The organism is Pseudonocardia sp. KRD291 (assembly GCF_019263595.1).
In the GTDB taxonomy this organism is placed as follows: Bacteria; Actinomycetota; Actinomycetes; order Mycobacteriales; family Pseudonocardiaceae; genus Pseudonocardia.
Genome location: NZ_JADQDD010000148.1, coordinates 1 through 15401 on the forward strand (window position 1 = coordinate 1; position 15401 = coordinate 15401).

Consider the following 15401-nt stretch of genomic DNA (forward strand, 5'->3'; position numbering starts at 1 on the left):
GGGCCCACCACGGCCATGATCAGGACGTAGGCGGTGGCGAGCGCGGAGAGCTCGTCGGGCACCGCGGCGTAGCTCACGGCCAGTCCGGCGATGACGATCGAGAACTCGCCGCGGGCCACCAGTGCCGCCCCGGCACGGGCCCGGCCCAGGTTCCCGATGCCGGCCTGGCGGGCGGCCCACCAGCCGGTCGCGAGCTTGGTCAGGGTCGTGGAGACGACCAGCACGACCGCCCACCCCAGGACCGGCGGGATCGCGCGCGGGTCGGTGTTCAGCCCGAACACCACGAAGAAGATCGCCGCGAACAGGTCCCGCAGCGGCTCGAGCAGCTTCGTGGCGTTCTCCGCGGTGGACCCGGAGATGGCGATGCCGAGCAGGAACGAGCCGACCGCGGCCGAGACCTGCAGCGCGGAGGCGAACCCGGCCACCAGCAGCGCCGCGCCGAGCACCTTGAGCAGGAACACCTCGCGGTCGGAGCTGTCCACGATCGCCGAGACGTAGCGGCCGTAGCGCAGCGCGACCAGCAGCACCACCGAGATCACCGCGACCGAGATGCCGACCGCGGCCAGCCCACCGAAGAACGTGACCCCGACCAGCAGGGCGGTCAGGATCGGCAGGTAGAGGGCCATCACCAGGTCCTCGAACACCAGGATCGACAGCACCACCGGCGTCTCCCGGTTACCCAGGCGGCCCAGGTCGGAGAGCACCTTGGCGACGATCCCGGACGAGGAGATGTAGGTGACGCCGCCGAGCACCATCGCCCCGACCGGGCCCCAGCCCAGGATCAGCGCGACCGCCACACCCGGCGCGGTGTTGAGCACCACGTCCAGGATCCCGGACGTCCAGGACCGCCGCAGCCCGGTGATCAGCTCGGCGGCCGAGTACTCCAGCCCCAGCAGCAACAACAGCAGGACGACGCCGACCTCGCCGGCCAGCCCCGTGAAGTCACCGATGTCGCCGAGCGGCAGGATCCCGCCGGACCCGAACGCGAGCCCGCCGATCAGGTAGAGCGGGATCGGGGAGAGCCCGATCCGGTTGGCGAGGCGCCCGAGCAGCCCCAGACCGAAGAAGACGGCGCCGAGCTCGATCAGTTCGAGTGCGGTGTGATCCACGCGTCAGCCGTGGGTGAGGATCTTGAAGGCGTTCTCCAGCCCCTCCGCGGTCCCGACGGTGACCAGCAGATCCCCTGCCGTCAGCGTGAAGTCCGGGGTGGGCGAGGGGTGCGCCTGTCCGGCGCGCATCACGGCCACCACGGACACCTGTGTCCGGGTGCGCAGGGCGGTGTCGCCCAGCGTGCGCCCGTCGAACGGGCTGTTGGTCTTCACCGGCAGCTGCTTGGTGTGGATGCCGGGCAGGTCCCTGTGCTCGTCGTTGAGCTGCGCGACCAGCTGCGGCGCCCCGAGCAGGTTGGCCAGCACGGTCGCCTCCTCGGGGGTCAGCGGCAGCTCGGCGACGCACGCGTCCGGGTCGTCGGCCTTGGACAGGATCAGCTCGATCTGCCCGTCCCGGTGCGAGATGACCCCGATCCGACGGCCGTTGCGCAGTACGAACTCCTTGCGCACCCCGATGCCCGGCAGGGGCGTGACGTCCACATTCACACTGCAACGGTAACCCCTGCCGTGACGTGGGGTGGCCCAGCGGTTCCGTGATCCCGGGAACGGGTAGACCGCAGATCATGGAGCCGGATTCATCGCTGCCACCGCACGTCATCGTCCTGTTCGGCGCGACCGGCGACCTCGCGCGCCGCAAGCTGTTCCCCGGGCTGCTGCACCTGCAGAACGCGGGCCTGCTGCCGGAGGACTTCCGGATCATCGGCTCCGGGCGTCACTCACCGGGCACCGACGACGAGTTCCGGCAGCAGATCCACGACGCTCTGCGCGACGACGAGGACATCAGCGGCTGGGACGACTTCGCCCCGCGGCTGAGCTTCACGGTCTCCTCCGCCGACGACGGGAAGGACCTGGCCGAGGCCGTCCGCGCCGCGGAGCAGGACCTCGCAGGTGACGACACCCGCCGGCTGGTCTACCTGTCCGTCCCGCCGGGGGCGATGCTCGGCATGGTCTCGATGCTGGGCGAGACCGGGATCGCCGAGCGGTCCCGGCTGGTCATGGAGAAGCCGTTCGGCACCGACCTGGAGTCGGCCAGGGAGCTCAACGCCGGGCTCAAGGACGTCTACCGGGAGCACGACATCTTCCGGATCGACCACTTCCTGGGCAAGGAGTCGGTGCAGAACATCCTCGCGCTGCGGTTCGCGAACGGTCTGCTGGAGCCGATCTGGAACCGGCAGAACATCTGCTACGTGCAGATCGACGTGCCCGAGGCGATCGGGATCGAGGGGCGCGCGTCGTTCATGGAGGCCACCGGCACGTTCCGGGACATGATCTCCACGCACCTGTTCCAGATCCTCGGCTTCCTCGCACTCGAGCCGCCGGTGCGGATCACCCCGGCCCAGCTGCACGAGGAGAAGGAGAAGGTGTTCCGCTCGCTGCGCGCGCTGGACCCGTCCCGGGTGGTGTTCGGGCAGTACGACGGCTACCGCGACGAGGACGGCGTGGCCGACGACTCCGACGTCGAGACGTTCGTCGCGATCGAGACCTACGTCGACAACTGGCGCTGGTTCGGCGTGCCGTTCTACCTGCGCACCGGCAAGTCGATGGGCGCGACCCGGCGCACCGTGACGATCGGGTTCGCCGAGCCCGCCATGCAGATGTTCCCCGACGGCAGCGGCACCGTGGGGCCGCCGTCGGAGCTGGTGCTCGAGCTCGCCGACGACCCCACCGCCGAGCTGGACGTCCGCGCCAAGATCCCCGGCCCGGACATGCGGATCGGTCGCGGCCGGATGCGCCTGGACCTGCACGACTCGTTCCCCGACGCCGAACCCCTCGAAGCCTACGAGCGCCTGCTGCTCGACGTGATGAAGGGCGACCCGACACTGTTCACCTCCACGAACGAGGTGGAGCGGCTCTGGGAGCTGTGCGACCCGGTGCTGGCCGACCCGCCGCCCACCCGGCCCTACGAGAAGGGCTCCTGGGGCCCGCAGGAGGCGCTCGACCTGCCCGGTGAGCGCGGCTGGCGTGTGCCGGAGGAGAAATGACCAGCGGGTACTACCTCCCGATCGCCGAGCACGGGATCATCGGGGACCTGCGCACCGCGGCCCTGGTCGGCACGAACGGCACCGTCGACTGGTTCTGCGCGCCGCGCTTCGACTCGCCGAGCGTGTTCGCCTCGCTGCTCGACGCCGGGTCCGGCGGGCACTGGTCGCTGACCCCGACCTGTGAGATCGCGACCCGGCACCAGTTCTACTACCCCGACTCGAACATCCTGATCACGCGTTTCCTCACCGAGGCCGGCATCGTCGAGCTGCAGGACTTCATGGTGGTCCTGCGCCCGCACGACGACGAGCACCGCCAGCGCCTGGTCCGCCGGGTCACCAGCGTGCGCGGCGAGGTCGGGATGCGGGTCGAGGTGGCCCCGCGCACCGACTACGCCCGCGAGCGCCCGGACGTCGAGCAGACCGACGCCGGGGTGCGCTTCACCGGCGGCACGGTCGCCCTCGACCTGGCCTCGACCGTCGCCCTGGAGGCCGGTGACGCGCAGGCGTCCGCGGAGTTCACCCTCGGCGAGGGGTGCAACGAGGTCTTCGTGCTCGAGGTGGGGCAGCTCCCGGAGCATCGCGACGAGCTCGACCTGTCGGCCGTCGACGCGCTGTTCGAGGGCACCGTCGCGTTCTGGCAGGATTGGTTGTCGCGCTCCGTCTATGCCGGGCGCTGGCGCGAACGCGTACACCGCTCGGCGCTGACGCTCAAGATGCTCACCCACGAACCGACCGGCGCGGTGATCGCGTCGCCGACGATGGGCCTGCCCGAGCAGGTCGGCGGGCAGCGGAACTGGGACTACCGCTACGTCTGGATGCGCGACGCGGCGTTCACGCTCTACGCGCTGCTGCGGCTCGGGTTCACCGAGGAGGCCGGGGCGTTCATCGACTGGATGACCGACCGCTTCGAGGGTCCGGGCAACGGCAAGCAGGGGCCCCTGCAGGTCATGTACACGATCGACGGCGACGAGACCCCGGCCGAGACCGAGCTCGACCACCTGGAGGGCTACCGGGGGTCGCGGCCGGTGCTGGCCGGCAACGGAGCGTCGGACCAGCTGCAGCTCGACATCTACGGCGAGATCGTCGACTCGGTCTACCTGTTCAACAAGTACGGGTCGGGTATCTCGCACGACGACTGGCGCAACCTCACCGTGATCGTCGACTGGCTGCGCGGGAACTGGGACCAGCCCGACGAGGGGATCTGGGAGACCCGCGCCGGTCGACAGAACCACGTGTTCTCCCGGCTGATGTGCTGGGTGGCGATCGAGCGGATGATCCGGATGGCCCGCCAGCGCGGCCTGCCCGGCGACGTCCCGGCCTGGACGGCGACCCGCGACGAGATCTACGACCAGATCATGGAACGCGGCTGGGACCCCGAGGTCGGGTCGTTCGTCCAGCGCTACGGCGCCACCACGCTCGACGCGTCGGTCCTGCTCATGCCCATGGTCAAGTTCTGCGCTCCGACCGAGCCCCGGTTCCTGGCCACCCTGGACGCGATCAACGCCGACCTCGTCGTGGACACCCTGGTGTTCCGCTACGACGTCTCCGACTCCCCGGACGGCCTCGACGGCGGCGAGGGCACGTTCTCGATGTGCTCGTTCTGGAACGTGGAGGCGATGACCCGCGCCGGGCGCCTGGGGCAGGCCCGGATCGCTCTGGAGAAGATGTTCTCCTACGGCAACCACCTGGGCCTCTACGCCGAGGAGATCGGCCTGACCGGCGACCAGCTGGGCAACTTCCCGCAGGCCTTCACCCACCTGTCCCTGATCAGCTCCGCGATCAACCTGGACCGCGCGCTGGGGTAGCGCCGGCCGGCGGGACGCTCGCACCGGCCTGGTCCGGGGGCTCCGCCGAGGTCTGAGCCGGGCGCCGCCGCTACCTGATCCGCACGCAGGCCTCGAAGAGGCGGACGCCGTGCTCGATCACCAGGTCCCGGTCGACCGGGCTGGCCGGGTCCAGCCAGGCGAAGACCAGCTCGCCGAGGCCGCCCAGGCAGTAGTGCCCGGCCGCGAGGAGGTCCTCCGGCTCGGCCCGGGTCTCCGCGTTCTGGGTGACGACCATCCCGGCGAACCCGCGGTTGGCGCTGCGCCGGCGCGCCAGCAGCTCCGGGCAGCCGATCGGCTCGGCGAGTACGACGGCCCGGCGACGGTCGGCACCGACGTCGTCGACCATCGCCGCCAGGCAGGCCCGGAGCCGCTGTGCCATCGATGGCGGGGCCTCGGCGATCGCGGTGATCATCGAGGAGGCCCGTTCGTTGACGATGTCGTCGAAGATGCCGCAGGTCAGGTCGATGTCGGAGGGGAACTCCTCGGCGAAGTCCGCCGCCGTGGTCCCGGCCGCGGCGGCAGCCCGGGCGAGCGTGACGGCCGGCCACCCGCCGTCGGCCCAGAGCTGCAGCCCCGCATCGAGCAGGGCCGCCCGTGCCTGCTCCCGGGTCCGCGTGTCCACCTGCGAGATGATGGCAGCCGCGCCTGTGGACGGCCTGTGCAGCCCGCGTGGGCGGTGCCCGAGCACCGCCCGCAATCGGCTTTCCCCCGGCCAATACGCTGATCGTATGAGTTCTGCCGTGTTGACCGCCGTGGCGTGGCCCTACGCCAACGGTCCCCGACACATCGGCCACGTCTCCGGCTTCGGTGTGCCCTCCGACGTGTTCTCCCGCTACCGGCGGATGTCGGGGGACCGGGTCCTGATGGTCTCCGGCACCGACGAGCACGGCACACCGATCCAGGTGCAGGCCGACGCCGAGGGCCTGACGCCGCGCCAGCTCGCGGACAAGTACAACGGCGTGATCACCAAGGACCTGCAGGGCCTGGGCCTGTCCTACGACCTGTTCACCCGCACCACCACCACGAACCACTACGAGGTGGTGCAGCAGATCTTCCGGTCGCTGTACAACAACGGGTACGTGGTCCCGAAGACGCAGATGGGCGCGATCAGCCCGTCCACCGGGCGCACGCTGCCGGACCGCTACGTCGAGGGCACCTGCCCGATCTGCGGCTACGACGGCGCCCGCGGCGACCAGTGCGACAACTGCGGCAACCAGCTGGACCCGGTGGACCTGAAGAACCCCCGCTCGAAGATCAACGGCGAGGTGCCGAAGTTCGTCGAGACCGAGCACTACTTCCTGGACCTGCCGGCGTTCTCGGAGTCGCTGGGCAGCTGGCTCTCCACCCGTACCGACTGGCGCCCGAACGTGCTGCGGTTCACGGCCAACCTCGTCTCCGACCTCAAGCCGCGCGCGATCACCCGCGACCTCGACTGGGGCGTGCCGGTCCCGCTCGAGGGCTGGGACGACCAGTCCATGAAGAAGATCTACGTCTGGTTCGACGCGGTGATCGGCTACCTCTCGGCCTCGGTCGAGTGGGCGCGGCGCACGCCGGACCCGGACGCCTGGAAGCAGTGGTGGACCGACCCGGACGCGCAGGCCTACTACTTCATGGGCAAGGACAACATCACGTTCCACTCCGTGATGTGGCCGGCGATCCTGCTCGGGCAGAACGGCGCGGGCGACCGCGGCGGCGAGCCCGGCCCGTTCGGCACGCTGAACCTGCCCAGCGAGGTGGTCTCCTCGGAGTACCTGACGATGAGCGGGTCGAAGTTCTCCACCTCGCGCGGCACCGTGATCTACGTCGGGGACTTCCTGCGCGAGTTCGGCCCGGACGCATTGCGCTACTTCATCTCGGTCGCCGGCCCGGAGAGCCAGGACACCGACTTCACCTGGGACGAGTTCGTCCGGCGCACGAACTTCGAGCTGGCCAACGAGTGGGGCAACCTGGTCAACCGCTCGATCTCGATGGCGCACAAGAACGTCGGCGCGATCCCGACGCCGACCGCACCCACCGACGACGACGCGGCGATGCTCGCGACGTCGAGGGCCGGGTTCGACACGGTCGGTGCGCTGCTCGGGCGCAACCGGTTCAAGCAGGCCGTCGCCGAGGCCATGCGGGTGATCTCCGCGGCGAACAAGTACATCTCGGACCAGGAGCCGTGGAAGCGCAAGGACGACCCGGAGCGCCGGGACACGATCCTGCACACCGCGCTGCAGGTCGTGCAGGACGCGAACACGATGCTCACCCCGTTCATGCCGCACGCCGCGCAGAAGGTGCACGAGGCGCTCGGCAACAGCGGGGTCTGGGCCGCCCAGCCCGAGCTGCGTGAGGTCGACGACCTCGGCGACGGCCCGTCCTACCCGGTGCTGACCGGCGACTACGCCGACGAGCAGGCGTCCTGGAGGTCCACCCCGATCGAGGTCGGCCGTCCCCTGGCCAAGCCGAGCCCGATCTTCGGCAAGCTGGACCCGAAGCTCGGCGAGACCGGCCCCGAGTGGGCCCCGATCTCCTCGTGAGCGCGCACGGGCGGCGGGAGCGGCCGGACCCGCCGGAGCCGTTGGGCGCCCCGACCGTGGACTCGCACACGCACCTCGACGCGTGCGGGTGCGAGTCCGCGGCCGACGTCGCCGCGGCGATGGACCGGGCGTGCGCGGTGGGCGTGACGCGCGCCGTCACGATCGCCGACGACCTCGCGGCCGCCCGGTGGGCGGTGCAGGCCGCGCACTGGGACGACCGGGTGTTCGCCGCGGTCGCGCTGCACCCGACGCGCACCGCCGAGGTCACCGAGCGCGACCTCGCCGAGATCGAGTCGCTCGCGGCGGACCCGCGGGTGGTGGCGATCGGCGAGACCGGTCTGGACTACTACTGGGACCACAGCCCTCCGGAGAGCCAGCAGGACAGCTTCCGCTGGCACATCGGGCTGGCCAAGCGCACCGGCAAGCCGCTGATGATCCACGACCGGGACGCGCACGCCGACGTGCTGCGGATCCTGCGCGAGGAGGGCCCGCCGGAGACGGTGGTGTTCCACTGCTTCTCCGGCGACGCGGCGATGGCCCGCGAGTGCGCCGACGCCGGCTACGTCCTGTCGTTCGCCGGGCCGGTGACGTTCAAGAACGCGGCCGACCTGCGGGAGGCGGCGGCGCTGGTCCCGGACGCGCAGTACCTGGTCGAGACGGACGCGCCGTTCCTGACCCCGCACCCGCACCGCGGCCGGGCGAACGAGCCGTACTGCCTGCCGTGGACCGTGCGGGGTCTGGCGAGCGTGCGCGGCGACGCGGCCGAACGGGTCGCCGAGGTGACCCGGCGCAACGCCGAGCGGATCTTCGGACTGGCCTGATCTGCTCGGCGGCATCGGGTCGCGACGATCGGTGGGTCGTCCACGCTCGTCGTCGGAGATCGTCCGCTCGCCGAGCGGGGCGTGTCGGGGTTCCGTCCGGCGGGTCACGGTGGGCTAACGTTCCGGTTCGAACCCGCCGGGGTGGGGAACGCTCCCCAGCTCTCGCGGCGACGACGACCGGTCCGCTCCCCAAGCATCAGGCACCGGTCGTCGTCCCTGCGAATTCCTCCCCTGCCCGGACAGACGAGTCGTCGGGATGTCATGGTCGAGCACGTCGTGCGCACTGGTCGTGTGCCCCGTGATGCCGTTGCGCATCAGGGTGGCGCCCCCTCCGCCCCGTTCCACGGGGCCTTCCCCGGGGGCGGCGCGCCGGCGGGGCTCGACACCGGCCGGCACCGCAGCCTGGAGCGCCCGCGCACCGGCCGCCGGACCGCCGTGGCCGCCGCGCTGTTCTCGCTGCCCACCGGTGGCCTGGCCGCCGCGGTGCTCTCCCCGGAGCTCCCCGGCGCCGAGCAGACCGCGTCGCTGCAGGCCGACCTGGCCTCCAACTCGACCCCGCTCGCCGCTGCGGCCCCGCAGGCCGCGATGAGCATCGTCCCGGCCGCCGCGTCCGGCACGCTGCAGTCCGCGGCCGCCGCGCAGATGAACGGCCAGCAGATCGTCGAGCTGCAGAAGATGGCCCCGCCGGAGCAGGTCGTCGAGGACGAGTCGATGCCCGAGGGCACCAAGACCGTCGTCGACCCGGGCTCCGAGGGTGCCCGCAGCACGATCTGGCGCGTCACCTACGCCGAGGGCAAGGAGGTCTCGCGCGAGCGCATCGGCGCCGGCGCGACGACCCCGGCCAAGCCGAAGGTGGTCAAGGTCGGCACGAAGAAGAAGGACGCCCCCGCGGCGGAGGCGGGCGACGACGCCGGCGACAAGGCCAAGTCCGCTCCGGCCGTCTCCGGCGGAGCCGTGTGGGACAAGCTGGCCAAGTGCGAGGCCGGCGGCGACTGGTCCACCAACTCCGGCAACGGCTACTACGGCGGACTGCAGTTCGACACGCAGACCTGGAACGCCTACGACGGCGACGAGTTCGCGCCCCGGCCCGACCAGGCCAGCCGCGAGGAGCAGATCACGGTCGCCAACAAGATCAAGGACGACCGGGGCGGCTACAGCGCCTGGCCGTCCTGCTCGTCCAAGCTCGGCCTGAGCTGAACCCCGGCGACCCGGCCGGGCCGGTGTCCCGGCTGCTCGGCCCCGCCGAGGTCCGCGCGCTGGCCGAACGGCTCGGCCTGCGGCCGACCAAGAAGCTCGGCCAGAACTTCGTGCACGACCCGAACACCGTGCGCCGGATCGTCCGCACGGCCGGGGTCGACGACACCGACGAGGTGCTCGAGGTCGGGCCGGGGCTCGGGTCGCTGACGCTGGCCCTGCTGCCGGTCGCCGCCCGTGTGCACGCCGTCGAGATCGACCCGGTCCTGTCCGGTGCGCTGGCCGGCACGGTCGCCGAGCGCGCCCCCGAGCTGGCCGACCGCCTGCGGATCACCACCGCGGACGCGCTGCGGGTCACCGCCGCCCAGCTGGGCGTCACGGGATCCGCCGCGCACGGTGCCGACTCCGGGGGCCCGACGGCGATCGTGGCGAACCTGCCCTACAACGTGGCCGTCCCGGTGCTGCTGCACCTGCTCGCCGAGCTGCCGGGACTGCGCAGCGGGCTGGTCATGGTGCAGGCCGAGGTCGCCGACCGGATGGCCGCGCCGCCCGGCTCGCGCGAGTACGGGGCACCCAGCGCGAAGCTGGCCTGGTACGCCTCCGCCCGCCGGGCCGGCCCGGTGCCGCGCGCGGTGTTCTGGCCGGTCCCCGGCGTCGACTCCGGGCTGCTCGCGTTCACCCGCCGGGACCCGCCGTCGCAGGTGCCGAAGGCGGAGGTGTTCGCCGTCGTCGAGGCCGCGTTCGCGCAGCGCCGCAAGGCCCTGCGCTCGGGACTGGCCGGCTGGGCGGGGTCCGCGGCGGCGGCCGAGGAGGCGCTGCGTACGGCCGGCATCGACCCGATGACCCGCGCCGAACGCGTCGACATCGGCGGGTTCGCCGCGATCGCCGCCGCGCGCCGCTGACGTCCGGCGGAGGGCCGCGGCGGGCGCGTCGCGGTGAGTCGGGCCACCGTCGGCGGGCGGGTCCCGGCGCGCCCGGCCGGGGTGCCCGTAGGGTTGAGCGGTGCTGTCCGCCGTTCCGCGCCCGGTGACCGTCCGGGTACCCGCGAAGATCAACCTTCACCTCGCCGTCGGCGGGGTCCGCGAGGACGGCTACCACGATCTGGTCACCGTGTTCCACGCCGTGAGCCTGTTCGACGAGGTCTCGGTCGAGCACGCGGACGAGCCCACCCTCGAGGTGCACGGCGACGGCGTGGCCGAGGTCCCGATCGACGCCACGAACCTGGCCTGGCGCGCGGTCGAGATGCTGGCCGCGCGCGCCGGCCGCGACCCGGACGTCCGGGTGGTGCTCCGCAAGGGCATCCCGGTCGCGGGCGGGATGGCCGGCGGGTCCGCGGACGCCGCCGGTGCGCTGGTCGCGCTGTCGAACCTGTGGCGGATGGAGCTCTCGCGTGAGGAGCTGTCGGTGATGGCCGCCGAGCTCGGCTCCGACGTCACGTTCGCCCTGCACGGCGGCACCGCGCTGGGCACCGGGCGCGGCGAGCAGGTGATCCCGGTCCTGGCCCGGCACCGCCTGCACTGGGTGATCGCGCTGGCCCGCGGGGGGCTGTCCACCCCGGCCGTGTTCGGCGAGCTGGACCGGCTGCGCGGTGACACCGAGCCCGCCGAGCGTCCGGTCGAGCCGGTGCTCGAGGCGCTGGCCGGGGGCGACCCGCGCCAGCTCGCGCTGAACCTGGGCAACGACCTGCAGGCCGCCGCCGTGTCGATGGCCCCGGACCTGCGCCGCACGCTGCGCGCCGGGGTGAACGCCGGCGCGCTGGCCGGGCTGGTGTCCGGCTCCGGCCCGACGTGCGCGTTCCTCTGCGCCGACGCCGACGCAGGCGTCGAGGTGGCCGCGGAGCTGGCCGGCGCGGGGGTGTGCCGCACCGTGCGTGTCGCGCAGGGCCCGGTCGGCGGCGCCCGCGTCGTCGACGACGCCGACCCGCCGCCGGGCGCACCGCCGTCCGGCCGCGGTGGCACCGACGGATCCGGCGCCTGGCCCCCGGTGCGTGCCTGATGGCCGCCCGGACCAACCTGCTCAACCTCGAGTCGGTCACCGCGCACGTGCCCGGTGACGCCTCGCGGGTGCTGCTCGACGCCGTCTCCCTCGGGGTGGAGCGCGGCGAGCGGATCGGCGTCGTCGGCCTCAACGGCGGCGGCAAGTCGACCCTGCTCGACGTGCTGACCGGCGAGCGGGCGCCCGAGTCCGGCCGGGTCAGCCGGGTGAACGGCCTGCGGATGGCGCACCTGGCCCAGCGCGACACGTTCCCGGCCGGGTCCCGGATCCGCGACGTGGTGCTGGCCGACTACGACGCCGATCACGAGTGGGCCGCCGACCCGCGCGTGCGCGACGTCCTCGACGGCCTCGGGATCGCCGACCTGGAGCGCCCCACCGAGGGCCTGTCCGGCGGCGAGAAACGGCGCATCGCCCTGGCCAGCGCGCTGGTCGGCGAGCTGGACCTGGTGATCCTGGACGAGCCGACGAACCACCTCGACGTCGAGGGCATCAGCTGGCTGGCCCGGCACCTCACCGACCGGCGCTGCGCGACCGTGGTCGTCACGCACGACCGCTGGTTCCTCGACACCGTCTGCACGCGGACCTGGGAGGTCGCGGGCGGCCGGGTGGAGAGCTACCTGGGCGGCTACGCGGACTGGGTCTACGCCCGTGCCGAGCGCAGCCGCCAGGCCGACGCCGCCGAGGCCCGCCGGCAGAACATGGCGCGCAAGGAGCTGGCCTGGCTGCGCCGCGGCCCGCCCGCGCGCACGTCCAAGCCGCGGTACCGGATCGAGGCGGCCGAGGCGCTGATCGCCGACGTCCCGCCGCCGCGCAACACCGTCGAGCTGCTCGGCTTCGCCACCAACCGGCTCGGGCGCACCGTGCTCGAGCTGGAGGACGCGACCGTCACCGTCGCCGGGCGCACGCTGCTCGACGACGTCACGTGGCGGCTCGGGCCGGGCGACCGGGTCGGCATCGTCGGGATCAACGGCTCCGGCAAGACGACGTTGCTGCGGTCGCTGACCGGCGAGCGCGAGCTGGACTCCGGGCGCCGGATCCAGGGCACCACCGTCAAGCTCGCGCAGCTCACCCAGGAGCTCGTCGACCTGCCGAAGAACATGCGGGTGCTGGAGGCGACCGAGGCCGTCGCCAAGTACGTGCGGTTCGGCAAGCAGGAGATGACGGCGTCGTCGGTGCTGGAACGGCTCGGGTTCCCCGCCGCGCGGCAGTGGACCCCGGTCGGGCAGCTCTCCGGCGGCGAGCGCCGCCGCCTGCAGCTCACCCGGCTGCTGATGGACGAGCCGAACGTGCTGCTGCTCGACGAGCCGACGAACGACCTCGACGTCGACACCCTGGCCAACCTCGAGGACCTGCTCGACGGCTGGCCGGGCACGCTGATCGTGGTCAGCCACGACCGGTACCTGACCGAGCGGGTCTGCGACACCGTCGTCGCGCTGTTCGGCGACGGGCGGATCACGCACCTGCCCGGCGGGATCGAGGAGTACATGTCCCGGCGCGCCGCGGCCGGCGACACCGGCGGCAGCCTGTCGGTGGCGTCCGACCCGACCGCGAACGCGGGCTCCACGGCGGCGACCGCGACGGCCGGCGCCCGGAACGGGTCCTCGAGCGCGGCCGAGCAGCGCGCCGCCCGCAAGGAGGCCTCCCGGCTGGAGCGACGGATGACCGCGCTCACGGCCAGGGAGGAGAAGCTGCACGCCCAGCTCGCCGAGGCCGCGACCGAGCCGTCCCGGCTGCTGGAGCTCGACCGCGAGCTCAAGGCCGTCGTGGCCGAACGGGAAGGTATCGAGCTGGACTGGCTCGACGCCGCGGAGCGCGCGGAGTCCTGAGAGAAGCTTGCGGAACGATCGTCGGCACTGACCGCCTCCCCCGTCCGGGCTCCTCCCTAAGTCGTACCCGACATCAGTAGTTCGACCGATCCGCAGCGGGTGCTCCGCGGGCTACCGTCGTGGCAGCGCGACGGGCTGGGGAGCGTCGTCGCGCAGACGGGGGGATGATCGGCTCGCCACCGCCGGGGGGCGGTGGCGAGCCGATTCTCGTGCTCTCCTTCGGGGGTCGGGCGGGACCGGCGGCCAGGTCCGTGTCAGGGCGCGGTCAGCCCGGCGTCAGCGCCGGGGCCGACGCTGGTCGCCATGAGCTCCTCTGCGCTGCCCGGACCGAGTGCCGACACGGTCATCGAGGTCGACGGCCTGACCAAGGTCTACGGCGACGTGCGCGCGCTGGACGGCGTCTCGTTCACCGCGCGCCGCGGCGCCGTGCTCGGGCTGCTCGGCCCGAACGGCTCCGGCAAGACGACGACCGTGCGAGTGCTGTCCACACTGCTGCGCGCCGACTCCGGCGTCGCCACCGTGCTCGGCCACGACGTCGCCGCCGAGCCGGCCCGGGTGCGCAGGCGGATCGGCCTCACCGGCCAGTACGCCGCCGTCGACGAGGCCCTGACCGGTGTCGACAACCTGGTGCTGATCGCCCGGCTGCTGGACCTGCCGCGGCGCACCGCCCGCGCCCGTGCCGACGAGCTGATCGACCGCTTCGGGCTGCGCGACGCGGCGAAGCGACGGGTGCGCACCTACTCCGGCGGCATGCGCCGGCGCCTGGACCTGGCGGCCAGCCTGATCGGGCGCCCGGACGTGCTGTTCCTCGACGAGCCGACGACCGGCCTGGACCCACGGCACCGCAACGAGGTGTGGGAGTCGGTCCGCAGGCTCGCCGACGAGGGCGTCACCGTGCTGCTCACCACGCAGTACCTGGAGGAGGCCGACCAGCTGGCGAACGACCTGGTCGTGCTCGACTCCGGGAAGGTGATCGCCTCCGGAACGGCCTCGACGCTCAAGGCCCGGGTCGGCGGCCGCCGGCTGCACGTGCGCCCGACCGAGACCGCCGACGTCCGGTCCGCGACCGCGATCGTCGCCGAGCTGACCGGGGCCGCGCCGTCGGTGGACCCGTCCGGCGAGATCACCGCCCCGGCCGCCGAGCAGGCCCTGCTGCACCGGGCGGGCGACCGGCTCGAGCGGGCCGGCATCGCCGTCGCCGAGATCGGGCTGCGCCTGCCGAGCCTCGACGACGTCTTCCTCACCCTGACCGGCCGCGCGGCCGCCGCCGCCGGCCCCCCCGGCGACACCCACGAGGAGTCCGCAGCATGAGCACGACCGTCCAGACCCGGCCGGCCCCGCCGCCCGGCCCGACCACACTCGGCGCGGCACCGGCGCAGACCCGTGTCCCGTCGATCCTGCGGCACGGGGCGACGCTGGCCCGGCGCGGGATCGTCAAGACCGTGCACTCGCCCGAGGCACTGATCGACGTCACCCTGCAGCCGATCATCTTCCTGCTGCTGTTCGTGTACGTCTTCGGTGGCGCGATCTCCGGCGACAGCGCCACCTACCTGCAGTTCGCGCTGCCCGGGGTGCTGCTGCAGACCGTCGTGTTCGCCTCCGCAGGCACCGGGGTCGGGCTCGCCGAGGACCTCAAGACCGGGATCTTCGACCGCTTCCGCAGCCTGCCGATCTCGCGCGGCGCCCCGCTGCTCGGCGCGATCGGCGCCGACCTGGTCCGCTACCTCACCTCCGGCGTGATCATGCTGGCGTTCGGGACGCTGCTCGGGTTCCGCACTGACGCCTCGCCGCTGGCGATCCTGACCGTGTTCGGCCTGGTGATCGCGTTCGCGTTCGCCCTGTGCTGGATCTTCACGGCGCTGGCGATGGTGGTGCGCGAGCCGCGGTCGGTGCAGGGGCTCAGCGCCCTGATCATGCTGCCGATCACGTTCGCCAGCTCGGTGTTCGTACCGGCCGAGACGATGCCCGGCTGGTTGCAGGGCTTCGTCGCGGTCAACCCGGTGTCGCTGACCGCGGACGCGGTGCGCGGCCTGCTCGGTGGCGGCCCGGTGGCCGGCCCGGCGACGGCGTCGCTGCTGGTCGCCGGTGTGATCGTGGCGGTCTTCGCCCCGGTCGCGGTGGTGCTCTAC

General features: G+C 72.8%; 13 protein-coding genes. 10 read left to right on the forward strand and 3 right to left on the reverse strand.

What is annotated here, in order from left to right; translation table 11 throughout:
• Together I4I78_RS19695 and I4I78_RS19700 are read right to left on the reverse strand one after the other, a co-directional pair.
• The coding region (locus I4I78_RS19695) for a cation:proton antiporter (RefSeq protein WP_218612872.1) at positions 1 to 1109 on the reverse strand (1109 nt) is incomplete at its 3' end.
• 3 nt (positions 1110 to 1112) lie between these two features.
• Positions 1113 to 1595 (reverse strand): cation:proton antiporter regulatory subunit, encoded by a 483-nt coding sequence (locus I4I78_RS19700; protein WP_218612873.1) that lies wholly within the window; start codon positions 1593 to 1595, stop codon positions 1113 to 1115.
• Positions 1596 to 1672: 77 nt separating this feature from the next.
• Between I4I78_RS19700 and zwf the strand changes: the two genes are divergently transcribed.
• On the forward strand, positions 1673 to 3091 hold the full coding sequence (gene zwf, locus I4I78_RS19705) for a glucose-6-phosphate dehydrogenase (protein WP_218612874.1): 1419 nt from the start codon (positions 1673 to 1675) through the stop codon (positions 3089 to 3091).
• A complete protein-coding gene (locus I4I78_RS19710; RefSeq protein WP_218612875.1) occupies positions 3088 to 4896 on the forward strand; it encodes a glycoside hydrolase family 15 protein in 1809 nt (602 codons plus the stop codon). The genes zwf and I4I78_RS19710 overlap by 4 nt, the downstream gene beginning before the upstream one ends.
• 70 nt (positions 4897 to 4966) lie before the next feature.
• Here I4I78_RS19710 and I4I78_RS19715 read toward each other — a convergent pair whose 3' ends face one another.
• Complete coding sequence (locus I4I78_RS19715) at positions 4967 to 5539, reverse strand: hypothetical protein (RefSeq protein WP_218612876.1); 573 nt, start codon at positions 5537 to 5539, stop codon at positions 4967 to 4969.
• A gap of 106 nt (positions 5540 to 5645) precedes the next feature.
• Here I4I78_RS19715 and metG point away from each other — a divergent pair, with 106 nt between their 5' ends.
• The 8 genes from metG to I4I78_RS19755 form a co-directional block, all read left to right on the forward strand.
• Positions 5646 to 7436: a methionine--tRNA ligase gene (metG, locus tag I4I78_RS19720; protein ID WP_218612877.1), complete on the forward strand. Its 1791-nt coding sequence runs from the start codon at positions 5646 to 5648 to the stop codon at positions 7434 to 7436.
• A complete protein-coding gene (locus I4I78_RS19725; RefSeq protein WP_218612878.1) occupies positions 7433 to 8257 on the forward strand; it encodes a TatD family hydrolase in 825 nt (274 codons plus the stop codon). Before metG ends, I4I78_RS19725 begins: the two co-directional genes overlap by 4 nt.
• A gap of 291 nt (positions 8258 to 8548) precedes the next feature.
• A complete protein-coding gene (locus I4I78_RS33890) occupies positions 8549 to 9454 on the forward strand; it encodes a transglycosylase family protein (RefSeq protein ID WP_308252234.1) in 906 nt (301 codons plus the stop codon).
• 23 nt (positions 9455 to 9477) lie between these two features.
• Positions 9478 to 10353, forward strand: coding sequence for a 16S rRNA (adenine(1518)-N(6)/adenine(1519)-N(6))-dimethyltransferase RsmA (gene rsmA / locus I4I78_RS19735; protein WP_218612879.1), 876 nt, complete (start codon positions 9478 to 9480; stop codon positions 10351 to 10353).
• A gap of 100 nt (positions 10354 to 10453) precedes the next feature.
• Entirely contained in the window at positions 10454 to 11446 is a 993-nt protein-coding gene (locus tag I4I78_RS19740) for a 4-(cytidine 5'-diphospho)-2-C-methyl-D-erythritol kinase (RefSeq protein WP_218612880.1), read from the forward strand.
• Positions 11446 to 13272, forward strand: a complete 1827-nt coding sequence (locus I4I78_RS19745; protein ID WP_218612881.1) for an ABC-F family ATP-binding cassette domain-containing protein — start codon at positions 11446 to 11448, stop codon at positions 13270 to 13272. The genes I4I78_RS19740 and I4I78_RS19745 overlap by 1 nt, the downstream gene beginning before the upstream one ends.
• Positions 13273 to 13575: 303 nt before the next feature.
• Positions 13576 to 14583 (forward strand): ATP-binding cassette domain-containing protein, encoded by a 1008-nt coding sequence (locus tag I4I78_RS19750; RefSeq protein ID WP_218612882.1) that lies wholly within the window; start codon positions 13576 to 13578, stop codon positions 14581 to 14583.
• A partial coding sequence (locus tag I4I78_RS19755; protein WP_218612883.1) for an ABC transporter permease occupies positions 14580 to 15401 on the forward strand: 822 nt, incomplete at its 3' end. The genes I4I78_RS19750 and I4I78_RS19755, both read left to right, overlap by 4 nt.

Bases quoted from the DNA above. Each gene is read 5' to 3' on its own strand.
- metG (WP_218612877.1), top strand. From the start codon at position 5,646: ATGAGTTCTGCCGTGTTGACCGCCGTGGCGTGGCCCTACGCCAACGGT.
- I4I78_RS19745 (WP_218612881.1), top strand. From the start codon at position 11,446: ATGGCCGCCCGGACCAACCTGCTCAACCTCGAGTCGGTCACCGCGCAC.
- I4I78_RS19710 (WP_218612875.1), top strand. From the start codon at position 3,088: ATGACCAGCGGGTACTACCTCCCGATCGCCGAGCACGGGATCATCGGG.
- zwf (WP_218612874.1), top strand. From the start codon at position 1,673: ATGGAGCCGGATTCATCGCTGCCACCGCACGTCATCGTCCTGTTCGGC.
- I4I78_RS19750 (WP_218612882.1), top strand. From the start codon at position 13,576: ATGAGCTCCTCTGCGCTGCCCGGACCGAGTGCCGACACGGTCATCGAG.